Source organism: Methanosarcina sp. MTP4, from assembly GCF_000970045.1.
GTDB lineage: Archaea > Halobacteriota > Methanosarcinia > Methanosarcinales > Methanosarcinaceae > MTP4.
In genome coordinates, this window is sequence record NZ_CP009505.1 from 3,530,286 (window position 1) to 3,542,358 (window position 12,073).

Annotated in this window: 11 protein-coding genes; 3 read left to right on the forward strand and 8 right to left on the reverse strand. The window is 45.4% G+C overall.

The annotated features are described in order from the left end of the window. Positions 1–126: 126 nt before the first annotated feature. Entirely contained in the window at positions 127–1,815 is a 1,689-nt protein-coding gene (locus MSMTP_RS14805; protein WP_369799647.1) for a hypothetical protein, read from the forward strand. Positions 1,816–2,724: 909 nt separating this feature from the next. Further along, a complete protein-coding gene (locus tag MSMTP_RS14815; RefSeq protein ID WP_048180969.1) occupies positions 2,725–3,183 on the forward strand; it encodes a hypothetical protein in 459 nt (152 codons plus the stop codon). A 79-nt stretch (positions 3,184–3,262) separates the two neighbouring features. On the opposite strand, the gene MSMTP_RS14820 is transcribed toward MSMTP_RS14815, so the two are convergent. Then, positions 3,263–3,811, reverse strand: coding sequence for a ferredoxin domain-containing protein (locus tag MSMTP_RS14820; RefSeq protein WP_048180973.1), 549 nt, complete (start codon positions 3,809–3,811; stop codon positions 3,263–3,265). 155 nt (positions 3,812–3,966) lie between these two features. Between MSMTP_RS14820 and MSMTP_RS14825 the strand changes: the two genes are divergently transcribed. Further along, positions 3,967–4,305, forward strand: a complete 339-nt coding sequence (locus MSMTP_RS14825; RefSeq protein ID WP_048180975.1) for a winged helix-turn-helix domain-containing protein — start codon at positions 3,967–3,969, stop codon at positions 4,303–4,305. A 134-nt stretch (positions 4,306–4,439) separates the two neighbouring features. Here the strand turns inward: MSMTP_RS14825 and MSMTP_RS14830 are convergent, their stop codons facing one another. The 7 genes from MSMTP_RS14830 to hpt form a co-directional block, all read right to left on the reverse strand. Further along, positions 4,440–5,717 carry an ATP-binding protein gene (locus MSMTP_RS14830; protein ID WP_082090651.1) on the reverse strand — a complete coding sequence of 426 codons (1,278 nt, stop codon included), beginning with the start codon at positions 5,715–5,717 and terminating at the stop codon, positions 4,440–4,442. A gap of 369 nt (positions 5,718–6,086) precedes the next feature. Further along, a complete protein-coding gene (gene pscS / locus MSMTP_RS14840; protein ID WP_048180982.1) occupies positions 6,087–7,247 on the reverse strand; it encodes an O-phospho-L-seryl-tRNA:Cys-tRNA synthase in 1,161 nt (386 codons plus the stop codon). Positions 7,248–7,610: 363 nt separating this feature from the next. After that, positions 7,611–7,889: a DNA-directed RNA polymerase subunit L gene (locus MSMTP_RS14845; protein ID WP_048180985.1), complete on the reverse strand. Its 279-nt coding sequence runs from the start codon at positions 7,887–7,889 to the stop codon at positions 7,611–7,613. A gap of 73 nt (positions 7,890–7,962) precedes the next feature. Next, complete coding sequence (locus MSMTP_RS14850) at positions 7,963–8,604, reverse strand: exosome complex RNA-binding protein Csl4 (RefSeq protein WP_231582810.1); 642 nt, start codon at positions 8,602–8,604, stop codon at positions 7,963–7,965. 647 nt (positions 8,605–9,251) lie between these two features. Then, the gene (locus tag MSMTP_RS14855; RefSeq protein WP_048180991.1) at positions 9,252–9,842 is read right to left on the reverse strand and encodes an METTL5 family protein; all 591 of its coding nucleotides are present in this window, start codon (positions 9,840–9,842) and stop codon (positions 9,252–9,254) included. Between the two features lie 105 nt (positions 9,843–9,947). Then, positions 9,948–10,964, reverse strand: coding sequence for a diphthamide biosynthesis enzyme Dph2 (dph2, locus tag MSMTP_RS14860; protein WP_048180994.1), 1,017 nt, complete (start codon positions 10,962–10,964; stop codon positions 9,948–9,950). Then, on the reverse strand, positions 10,945–11,514 hold the full coding sequence (gene hpt, locus MSMTP_RS14865) for a hypoxanthine/guanine phosphoribosyltransferase (RefSeq protein WP_048180997.1): 570 nt from the start codon (positions 11,512–11,514) through the stop codon (positions 10,945–10,947). Before hpt ends, dph2 begins: the two co-directional genes overlap by 20 nt. Positions 11,515–12,073: the final 559 nt, after the last annotated feature.

The window sequence follows — 12,073 nt, forward strand, 5'->3', positions numbered from 1 at the left end:
TACGACGGAATCACGGTAACAGACACAGACCCGAGCAATTACCTGGGCGAAGAAGCAGCAGCTCCAGAAATTGATATCGAAAAGTCAACAAACGGCGAAGATGCAGATGCACCACCGGGACCAACGATTACGGCTGGAGACACCGTCACCTGGGAATATGTGGTGAACAACACAGGAAACGTGCCACTGATAAACGTTATAGTGACTGATGACCAGGGAGTAACTCCGGTTTACCAGTCAGGGGACGACGGAGACAATATACTACAGCCGGGCGAGATATGGATATACAACGTAACAGGAACCGCAATATCGGAGCCGTACGCAAACAACGGGACTGTAAACGCAGATTACGATGGAATGACTGTAACAGACACAGACCCGAGTAATTACCTGGGCGAAGAAGCAGCAGCACCGGAAATTGATATCGAAAAGTCAACAAACGGCGAAGATGCAGATGCACCACCGGGACCAACGATTACGGCTGGAGACACAGTGACATGGGAATATGTGGTAAACAACACAGGAAACGTGCCACTGATAAACGTTACAGTGACTGATGACCAGGGAGTAACTCCGGTTTACCAGTCAGGGGACGACGGAGACAACATACTACAGCCAGGCGAGATATGGATATACAACGCAACAGGAACCGCAATATCGGGACCGTACGCAAACAACGGGACTGTAAACGCAGATTACGACGGAATCACGGTAACAGACACAGACCCGAGCAATTACCTGGGCGAAGAAGCAGCAGCTCCAGAAATTGATATCGAAAAGTCAACAAACGGCGAAGATGCAGATGCACCACCGGGACCAACGATTACGGCTGGAGACACAGTGACATGGGAATATGTGGTAAACAACACAGGAAACGTGCCACTGATAAACGTTACAGTGACTGATGACCAGGGAGTAACTCCGGTTTACCAGTCAGGGGACGACGGAGACAACATACTACAGCCAGGCGAGATATGGATATACAACGCAACAGGAACCGCAATATCGGGACCGTACGCAAACAACGGGACTGTAAACGCAGATTACGACGGAATCACGGTAACAGACACAGACCCGAGCAATTACCTGGGCGAAGAAGCAGCAGCACCGGAAATTGATATCGAAAAGTCAACAAACGGCGAAGATGCAGATGCACCACCGGGCTTGTCATATGTGGTTGGTGCACCCATTGAATGGACCTATGTGGTCACGAACACAGGGGACGTGACACTGACGAATATCGTGGTCACTGATGACCAAGGAGTTACGGTAAGCTGCCCGACTGACACACTTGACCCAGGCGAATCGATTACATGCACAGCCACGGGTACTGCAATGGTAGGGCAGTACGCAAACAACGGAACTGCAACAGGCTACTATGACGGCATGACAGCCACTGACACTGATCCGAGCCACTACTTTGGCATCGATGCACCGGGAGTCGGAACTCCGGGATACTGGAAGAACCACCCGGAGGCGTGGCCTGTGGATGAAATCGAGATAGGAGGAATAATTTACCCGAGAGATGATGCAATAGATTACATGATGGATCCGGTGAAGAAGGACAAGACCTTCACCATGTTCCCTGCTCTTGTGGCTGCCAAGCTGAATGTGCTGATAGGCAACGAATACGATAAATGTGCAGAGGAAGCAGGCATTGATTTCATTGCCGAGGCCGATGCATGGATGGAAGAAAATCCAATAGGCAGTAAGGTAAAAGGAAACAGTAAAGAATGGAAGGAAGGTGAACCGCTCTACGAGTGGCTGGACTGGTACAACAACGGGTATTGCTTCTGGGCACCGGAAAGGTACTGAAGCAGGATAAGAAATTCAGGGTTCAGGCATTGCCTGTGCCCTTTCTTTTTTGTGAAAAGCAGATATTGTCCCTCTTTAAACTGCTTTTTAGTTCATCTATTTCTTTAATAATTGATCCATTTCATCTAAGGAAAAGGTTAATAATCCAGGGTTTTCTTCCGGAAAACAAATATTTCGAGGAACCGAAGGATTTCAGGTAATGACAGTAAGTAATACCTGTCAGAAAACGCTGACAAGGTCCTGAAACTTTCAACTTTCTTTTGTACCTTAAATTTATACCTTCAACTTCCACCATCAATTTTCTTCTTTTTACCTTCAATTTTTAAATTTACCTTTTTTGTGGCTCATCCGCCGATACAGCGTTTTTATGTAGAGGAACCTGCCTTCGCCCCAACGTACCAGGGTCAGGGCCAAATTCCCGGATATAATGTTCATTCGGTGGGAAACAAAAAATTCCTTTTTTATATATTTGGGATAGAGAATCCACCATGGGATTCAAAAAATCGCATGCAACAGAGGCATTGTACATCCGGAATCAGGAAACATAAAACTAACATTGAAATTGTGCTTAATACACATTGATTTTTTGTGCATAAAAAAGGAAAAAATATGGAACTCCCGAGCTTGATAACTATTCTATTTTATCCTCATGCCAGGCCTTTTTATTATCTTCAAGAAGACCGGAAACGATGCCGAAGTCATATTTCACTTTTTTGATAGCTCCGGCTACAAGATAGAAATATTCAGGAAAAGTAGGGAGTTGAGATTACATCAAAAAAGAGATCAAGAGGCACATTTACAGAACAATTATTCCTGAACATGATTTCAAAAATTATATAATTAGAAAGAATTATTCAAACCCCAAATAACAGAAAAACGCCAGGTGGAAAAACACAGGGGAAAATGAAAATGGGAACTAAAAGAAATATAACAATTTGCTTCGGAGTTTTACTTGTCTTAACAAGTATGCTTTTGCCTGCTGCAAGTGCAACAAAGTATTGGGTAGTAGGTAACGAATTTAAGAATGTATTGGTTATCGTAGACATGGATGATATTGGTGGATACATAATTGATCCGCTGGATAGCAAGGAAATTGATCTGGATGTCTATGTCGACGATGGGCTTGAGAAAAGAGAATTAGAGTATTCCGATATACTGGTATCAGATAAAGAAATAATATTGGTTTACGATAAATCAGCATTTGAGGGAATTAACCTGGAACCAGGGGATGAATTAAAATTCACTTTCGACCTTGGCAAAGGGGGATTGAGCGATGACCTGGACGTAAAGATACTGGGATTAGATTCAGAAAGCTCGAAAAAAGATAAAGGATCTGAAAATGCTCCGGGGCAAATTAAAAAAGAGTGAGTAAAAAAAATTAAAAGAAAAAACGTTTTAACTTCCATTCATTATTTTTAACCTTTTTTAATCCTATTCAGTACTGAATTTATCTTGTGGAAGGCCTGTCAAAGAAAATGTTCTTTCCTTTCACACTCAGCGGAAGCCCCATTGCAACATCCGCATCTATCATTTTAAAATAGCAGGCTGCAGCCCCGGCAGAATACAGCACACGGTTATCGATGCAGAGGTCCTTTGCCTTCGCTGCGGCCGAGCCCACGGCAATCCCGAGGTCCAGGTACTTGATCATGCACTGGGGCCCGAGAAATTCCTTCTGAACCTTTTCATGCGCGAGCATCTCTTTGCAGGTCGCAAAGCCGCAGGCTCCGCAGTCCAGGCTGCTCACTCCCGAAGCCTTCAGGCCGATCAGGACAATGGCATCTGCACCCCTTACGTTCCGGGCGTCCCGGAGCAGGAATTTGAGGCTTTTGATTTTGCTCAGCTCTTCCATCTTGCCTGCGAGTTCGGCTTTTTCTTCAGGGTCAAGGAGGCAGGTCACGATGTCGTCTATGCCCTTGCCTTTCGGGGCGGTGCGGGCGGCGGTGAGGATGATTTTTGCAAGGGTATCCAGGGATTCAAGTTCGGGATTTAGCTTCATGGAAAGTAAAAAACCTTCAGGCTATTTATAAATTAAGCCAGATTGAACCCGGGGAATTAGGGAAAAAAATAAGGAAAAATCCGGAAACTCCATTGAACGGTTCGAATAATTAAAAATGTATATAATTGATCCTGCAAATGTATTACTGATCAGATATGGACACGGAAGAAAACGCCAGGAAAAAAGAAGAATGGATCGAAAGGATGAAGCGGGAAGGAAAGTTAACGCGAAACCCCACTGAAGACCACAAATTCGGGTTAAAGACTCTCCAGAATAACACCCGTAGAAACATCCTGATCACCCTTGGGAGCGGCAAGAAGTCTTATGAAGAAATAAAAGAGGAATTCAACCTGAACAGTTCCATGGCCAATTTCCACCTCAGCATGCTCGAAGATGCCCTTTACATCGAAAAGGAAGAAAAGGAAGGGACGGCATACTATTCCCCGACACCGAGGGGAGAAGGGTTCCTGGAAAACGTTGAGATGAAGAAGTAAGAATCAAGCTGGAAAGGCCAGCTTTAAAAAATAAAAGCTCAACTTTTAATCTTTTGAATTTTTCCATGTGACCGGAAAACGATGGTTACACGCAAGCAAAACTCTTTTAGCTTTGCTTATCTAAGGTTCATGGTTTAAAATAATTCCAGAAGCCATTTCCAGATTGGTTTCACCACAATAGTTTTGCCCCGGGAAACCTCTTCAAATTCATCACTTTCAGTCAGGATCAGACCGGAATCCAGGTCATAAGCTTCCAGAGCTTCAAGGAGTCCACCGTATTCCCGTTCCCTGTTATCATCCAGAGAAACGCTTACCTGGATGGCTTCCACAGGCTGCTTATTTTCGGTAACAATGAAATCACATTCCTGCTTACCCTTATGAAAATAGACCTCCCGGTATCTCCTTTTGAGTTCCAGAAATACCAGGTTTTCCAGCAATTTTCCCCTGTCCCGGGAAAACTTGAAGGATACTAGGTTTATAAAAGCCGAATCGATTACGTATACTTTTTTGGGAGAATATATCTGCTTTTTCAGGGAATAATCATACCTGGGTATCGTGAAGACCATGTAGGAGTTTTCCAGATAGCCAACGTAGTTTTTGACCGTGTTCGCACTGCCAAGGCCCAGAAGTTTTTGGAGTTTACTGTAGTTGATCTCGGAAGTATAGTTGGAGAAAAGGTAAAGAGCAAGTTCCCTGAAAGCCTTTTCTTCACCGAGCCCGTAGCGGACCAGAATGTCCCTGTACAGGATGTTGTCATAAAGGGTCTTCAGGAGTTCGGAATTTTCAAAACGAAGGTACTCAGGGATGCCTCCTTTTTCCAGGTATTCATTGAAAGCACCCCTTATCAAACCCCTCTCTTCGGTTAATGGCTTTTCAGGCACAGGAATATTTCTGAATTTCAGGAATTCCCCGAATGAAAAGGGAAAAAGTTCCACTCCGACGTAACGCCCGGTCAATTTGCTCCCGAGCTCCCGGCTTAACAGGGAGGAATTGGAACCCGTAATAACAAACTTGAAGCCCCTGTCATACATCCTTCTGACAAAGTGTTCCCAGCCCTCAATATTCTGGATTTCATCAAAGAAAAAGATCCGGTGTTTCCCGAAAAGTTCGATAAATGTCTCATAAAGAAGATTAAAGTCCCCTGCGCTGAAACCTATAAGGCGCTCATCCTCAAAATTAAGGTAGTAGACCTGTTCATCCCTAAAAAAATTATTACGGATCTCCTTTAGAAGAGTACTCTTTCCGGAACGCCTCATACCAGAGATAACCAGAACATGAGGGAGTTTTAAAAGTCCCGAAACCTTTTCAAGGACGTCCCTTTCTACAAGCCTTTCCACAAGTCCTTCAGGTCCCGGGGATTCAAAATCCACCTTTTGCTCACGTATAAGTTCTCTCAATATCCTTGCGTCCATAGAATTCACCCTCTGCCGGCGTTAGTACTTAATTCCGAAAATATTTTCAAAATATTTCTCATCAGGAATGATGGCAAGATTGACAATAGTCTCATTCTGAATGAAGGTACAGGTGATAGAGTTCCCATTGTAAATGAATGAATAGATAATAAAGTTATCATTATAAATGATGATATAGATAATAAAGTTATCATTATAAATGACGATATGGATAATAAAAATATCATTCAAAATGACAAAATGGAGAAAAAAAACCACAAACCACAAAAATAAGAAAAGAAAGAGACAAAAAATTCACGTTACCCGGGATTCGGCACGTTCGTATGGAACTGCTCCCGGGCTTCAAAAATGAATCGACCTAAAACAGGATCAAACGTCCTCGTATTTCTTGAGGATCTCCTCAAAGGAATCAACAACAACACCGAGCTTTTCCCTGCCAACCCCGAAGGTGCTGAGCTTGAAGTACCTGGTGAGTCCGGACTTGATGCCGTGGATTTTCCGGCTCTTGAGTTCCTTGTAGAGGAAGTACCTGCCCTTTTTGACTTTCTGGGAGATCTCATAGAAACCGGGCGCTTCGAAGAACATAAGGTCGTGGGAATGGGGGTTTTGCCCGCGCTGGATAAAGCCCATTTCCTGAAGCCTTGATGAAAACCAGCGGGCGTTTTCAACTTCCTGGTCCCAGTTCCGGACGCGTTTTACGACTTCGGGGAAAGAAGCGATCATAGTCATGATGGTGGCACCCCTGGCCGTGCAGCCGAGGAGTTCTATTTCCTTGGCTTTATTGTGCACGGATTTTCTGAAGACGGTGGGAGCATACTCTTCGCGGACTCCGAGAACTCCGACAGGCCCGGAAGCAGCCATGGACTTGTGCCCGCTGCCCACGACAAAGTCCGCCCCGATTTCTTTTCCGTTTACAGGCATCCTTCCCACGGCATAAGCCCCGTTCAGGAGCAAGGGGACATCGTAGTCATGGCAGATGGATGCGATCTTTCTTGCATCAGGAACGTTTCCGTAACTCCCGTCAGGGTAGGTGATAAGAGCAAGGACAGGGGGCTTTCCGCTATCCCTTATTACTTCTTCGATCGCTATCCCGTAAGCTTCGGGGTCCAGGCAGTATTCGGGGCTTCCTGAGTGGGGGACAGCTTTGATATTCATGCCTGTCCTCTCGGCTGCAACATAAGACGAGTAGTGGGCAAGCCCGTCAAGGACAAGCCAGTCCCCGGGTTTTCCCATGGAATGCATGACTGCAAACTTGGACTCCCTGGCTCCGTTCGTAACCCTGGCTTCGTCGCAGCCCAGGAATTCAGGAAGGGCGCCATGCACGAATTCCTGGATAGGAGGCTTTTTAACAAGGTCAAGCACCCCGCCGCAATAGTCACAGACCGAATACCCGTCCCCCCATTCCATGAGAGCCTGTTTGGCAGCTTCGGTAAGTAGCCCTCCGGTCTGGAGAGGGTCAATGTTAATTCTTCCCAGGGTATCTCTTTTAATAAAACCGAATTTCTGAAGATATGAATCGTCAAGTGTCATTTTCCCAATACCTCGAAACAAACTGATAATTGGTTGTACCTGCTGTACGCTGCTGATTTACCTAGTGATATACAGGGCACTCATAAAAAAGTATTGCAAAAAAAGTATTGCAAAAGCCCCAAAGCCGGTTGGAAAAAGCTCGACGGACAAAAACGGGCTAACTAACAGGAAAAAATAGTCAAGAGAAAGGTGATCAAGGAAGAAAAAACTAGACCGAAGAAAAGAAAACGGAATAAAAGAAACGTGGTCAAAGAAACGTGGTCAAAGAAACGTAGTCAAAGGAAAAGTAGCCGGAAGAAAAGATAGTCAGGAAAAAATCAGGGGCAAGGCTAATAAGCCAAAAGCCCCGGCTTTTCAAGCCTTTCAAGCGTTTACGGCCTTGCTGAAGACTTCGGTAAACTCTTCACACTCCGAGACCAGGGTTGAGGCTGCATCCCTTAAAACCTGGATCGGATCCGTACCGTCGGTCTTAATGAAGAGAATGGGGTCGCTGATGCTCACGTGCTTCATGTCGTAATAGACGATCTCAACCCTTTCATCCGCAACAAGGTTTGCTCTAAGCATATTGAGGAGGGTGTGAGTCTCACCTTTGAATTCGACTTCCAGCTCTTTATCTGTTTTGGAAAGAATGTTCAGTTCCATAGGTGATCACCTGTAAATGGTGAATAAATCATACGAATTTTCCCTAAATACGGTTCGGAAGAGAAAAGAAAACTTATTTAATTCCCTTCCCGTAGTCAACCGCAAGTTTACGGGTTTCAGTTCTATCGCAGACGGGGCATTTAAGCTTTTTCCTGTCTTTGTCTAGTACGAGTTCCCCTTTGCAGTTTGAGCAGTAGGCTTTCATGACACCCAGGGAGTTCTCGGCTGTTGTGAGGCGAAGTCTATCGAGGTCAATAACCCTGGCCCGAACGATATCCAGGGGCCTGAACTCGTTAGCAAGCCTCTTGACATAGGAGTCACGCACGTTAGAAACATGGATATCTCCAAGTCTTGTCGCATTAACAATTTTCCTGTCGGCTTTGCCTTCAATCCCTGCAAACTCAACCATTGCCCCGGATTCCCGGACATCCGTAATCTTCCCGAAAATGATGTCCCCTACCTTCATTATGTTAGGGGTGTTTGTGGAAGGCCGGACAGTGACAATCCGGGATTTTCTGTCAATGTATACGTACCCGGTAGCGCTGGAATAGATGTCACCCGTAATTACGGTTGTACCTTCTCCTGCCCTGAATTCCTCGGTAGTCCCGACAAGTTCCCCGGGTAAGACAAAAGCCCCCTTTTCAAGATCCTCTTCCCTTACTTTGGGTTCTTCCGGAAACCTTGGAGAAGGCCTCACATCCCTCTTTCCTCTCATATCCTTCTGTCCTCTCGAATCTTTTGAGTAGGGGAACCTTCTTTTTTTGCCCTGCTCCTTATTTTCTGTGGCTTTTGGCCCCGCTTTCTCGGCAACTGGCTTTCCGGTTTGAGGACCGGTTAATTTTTTTCTTGTAGTTTTATTTTTTCGGATTCTAATCATAATCCCTCATTCGAATGATAGTAAATAGTGACTTTCCCGGTATGATATTTCTCTCCTGAATGAGAGTTTAAAGGGAAATTCAGCGATGCCTGAAATATCTCTTCTCTGCAGGTACGGCGTCCGGGTAGGTATCCGGCAGGCATCGGGTTAGGCGCACGTATATAAGTCTCGGAACACCCTGGCACACATTGATATGCATTCACGACAGAATGCACGTTTCAGATATTATATATTTCAGAGATGGGCATCCCAGAGATATGCATTCCACATAACGCATCTGATGCCTCCACATTACACATCTGATGCCATATGATTTTGTGGATTTGATGTAATGTATCTGACTTTATGCATCCTATAGCACAAATTAAATACTCTACGTATGCATTCTATGTATACATTCTACGTATGCATTCTATATTATGAATTCATGCTGTATATTTTCGACCCGCATTCCCGTAAAACGGCTAAGAGAAGGGATTTTCGCATTATGGAACAGCAATCCTGTAAATCTCCACTTCGATAATTTCTCGCTCTTTTTTGTGGAAATCAAAAGTCCGTTTGATGGGAAACTTTGCAACGTAAGAATGTGTAATGACCGCAGGCTTAATGAACTTTTGGATAAAAGCAAAACTTCCGCGGTTGTGGATTGAGTATATAACCTCGCTAGTTCTTAACGCTGCCGAAAGAAAGGGCCTGTCCTTGCCTTTGACCCTGGCCCCGAAAGGAGGGTTCATAAGCGTTGTTTTGACATGTTCGGTCACTTCCGAAACGTCCGAACAGACAAATTCGACCTCTACTTTTAACTTTTCAGCATTATTTTTTGCAAGCTCAATAGCTTTTGGGTCCAGATCATATCCCACGGTCTTTTCCGTTCCCAGGAGCTTTGCCCCTATTGCCAGGATTCCGGTCCCGCAGCCCAGGTCCTGAACCGAAGTTGCAAGGTCCCCCTGCATATAAGCAAAATGCAGGATTTCCGCAGCCAGGAGAGCAGGAGTCGGATACTGCTCAAGCTCGAGTTCGGGCTTTGCAAAGCCCTCGATTTCCTCCAGCAGCATTTCAAGTTTTCTCTGTTTCATTTTGCGTCATCATACATTATAAATATATACCTATCCACCTGAAAATTAAGGATAAAATCCAGGTTCTGTTCCAGCTTCGATGGCTCTGTTTCAGCTTCAATGTTTCTATTTTAGCTGCAACGGCTCTTCCGTTATTTCATCCAGTACGAGATCTTCCCATTCCCGGACTCCCAGTACAATCTCAAACTCCTGGGGAGTTAGCATCGGGGCGGGAAAGCGTCCGACCTCATCGACAGCCAGCCTGGGACAGGCGGTATTTATGAAAGCGCCTACCTTGAACTGGAGCATCTGGTCGGGCGTCACCAGGTCGATCAGGATAAGATGAGCCTCTTTTCCATGCTTTTTTGCAAGCTTTTTAAGGGAAGTTGCAAGGTCCATTCTTGCCTGTCCGTTTTTGCTTGAAACGATTATCCCGAAAACTTTCGCGTCAAGGGATTTGGCGATAACCGCACTCCTCTGCCTGAGCACCCTGGAAGGGTCGACTTCCCGGACTTCCCCGGAGAAAGGGTCTGCAGCAAGAACGCGCTTTTTTGTGGAAAGGGCTACGCCAAGGGGGTGGAAATCCCCACTTCCTATATATAAGTACTCATCACAGGCTTCTGCCCTTGCAGTCGAAAAATTGCAGCCCAGCACCTGTCCGGGGTAGGCAAGCCTGGAATCCCCGCGCTCGAGCACGCAGGTCTTCCCCCGGGCTTCGAGCACTTTGCAGACCTCGGGAAGCTTATGGACATGCTGGACAGTGCTTATCAGCCCGATCCTCTGACCCCGCAACTCTAAAAGAGCTTTTTCAACCACAGGCAGGACGTCCACCGCAGAGCGGGCCTCGATGAAGTAGACCTTCTCGGAGAGTTTCGTGTCCTCAAGTTCGGCATGCCCGAAATGGAAGAGGAGGTCCACGTACCCAAGCAGGATCAGGTCCAGGTCGCAAGCCCCGAAACAGGGGTCTCCTGAAATGAGAATTTCCGCACCTGTGGCCTCTTCGACCAGCCTTGCAAGTTCCGGACCTTTGCGCTTGAGCCCTTCGGGGAACTGGAAGCCAACGACTTTTGCGCCCGTGTCCCGGATCACATCGATGAGATAATCAAGCCTGAAATCAAAAGCTTCACTTATCGCAACAGACATCCTTGATCTCCACACCTTTCTCGCTAACATCAATGGTGACGAGAATCTTGGGCTCAACACCCAGTTCCTTTAACTTCAGGAAACCTTCCCCACGCCCGATAACCGAGACAACGTCCAGGACTTCGACGCCCATCTTCTTGAGGGCATTAACCAGGGCAAGGAGAGTGCCCCCGGTACTGATAACATCGTCCACTATCAGGACCCGATCCCCTTTCTTTAATCCGTTGATGTAGAGTGCCCCTTTCGAGTATCCGGTACTCTGGGAAAGTTCGACCTCTCCTTCAAGGAAATAGGGACGCTTACGGACAATAGTTAGAGGCAGTCCCGTTTTCAGGGACAGGGCATTTGCCACCGGGATGCCCATGGCTTCAACCGTGAGGACGGTGTCCACGTCCGTGTTGGCAATTTCCAGGATATAATCGGAAATTTCTTCCACCAGAAGGGGGTCAATTGACGGTACGCCGTCCGAAATGGGATGGATGAAGTAATTGTATTCTCCTCGTTTGATTACAGGAGCATTCAAAAGTGAACTTGTCAGTCTTTCAAGCATGGTCTTAGCTCTTTTTGGCTGTCGGAATATTCCGGGAAGTAAAAAGTCCTGAAATTAGATCCTGCCCCCGAGATGATACTGCATCTCGATGCGGATACGGCTGAATAAACCCGCTTTCGGGAAGGATAAATCGAATTCAGAAAGCATTGAAGTACTTGATATAGCTTTGGTTTTCCGAATGTTATTTCCATTTACACCGGGATGCAGGAGAATTTGTAATAAATAATTAAGTCAGTGTTAATAAATATAAGGATAATAAAGGTAAGGGATAATTAAAGGTAAGGGATAATTAAAGGTAAGGGATAATTAAAGGTAAGGGATAATTAAAGGTAAGGGATAATTAAAGGTAAGGGATAATTAAAGGTAAGGGATAATTAAAGGTAAGGGATAATTAAAGGTAAGGGATAATTAAAGGTAAGGGATAATTAAAGGTAAGGGATAATTAAAGGTAAGGGATAATTAAAGGTAAGGGGTAATTAAAGGTAAGGGGATATTTAAAACCCACGAAAGATAAAAGAGAAATCAGGGTAAAAAAGAAATGGGTGAAAAAAACTTCAAA